Below are 376 nucleotides of genomic sequence, written 5' to 3'. Positions count from 1 at the left end.
GGTAAACGAACTGACCACCTACAAACTGGAGCTGAACTGATGAGCCTGCGCATCTTCGTTCCCTACGAGACCACGGCCCTGTCGCTCGGCGCCGAGGACGTGGCGACCCTGATCCGGCGCGAGGCCGATGCCCGCGGCCTCGATATCGAACTGGTCCGCAACGGTTCCCGCGGCCTGTGCTGGCTGGAGCCCCTGGTGGAGGTGGACGACGGCCGCGGCCGCCGCGCCTTCGGCCCGGTGGCGCCGGAAGACGTGGCCTCGCTGTTCGAACACGGCTTCGGCGACGACCATCCCCTGGCCCAGGGGCCGACCGAGGAGATCCCCTACCTCAAGCGCCAGCAGCGGGTCACCTTCGCCCGCATCGGCGTCACCGATC

General features: G+C 69.1%; 1 pseudogene. It reads left to right on the top strand.

Annotated features, from left to right (window positions below):
* Positions 1–39: 39 nt before the first annotated feature.
* Positions 40–376: pseudogene (locus tag C7I36_RS16950) on the top strand (formate dehydrogenase); the annotation flags it as partial.

It is taken from the genome of Zobellella taiwanensis (assembly GCF_003012795.1).
GTDB lineage: Bacteria > Pseudomonadota > Gammaproteobacteria > Enterobacterales > Aeromonadaceae > Oceanimonas > Oceanimonas taiwanensis.
The sequence above is the reverse complement of the archived record's forward strand: the minus strand, read 5'-3'. Positions and strand labels throughout refer to the sequence as shown.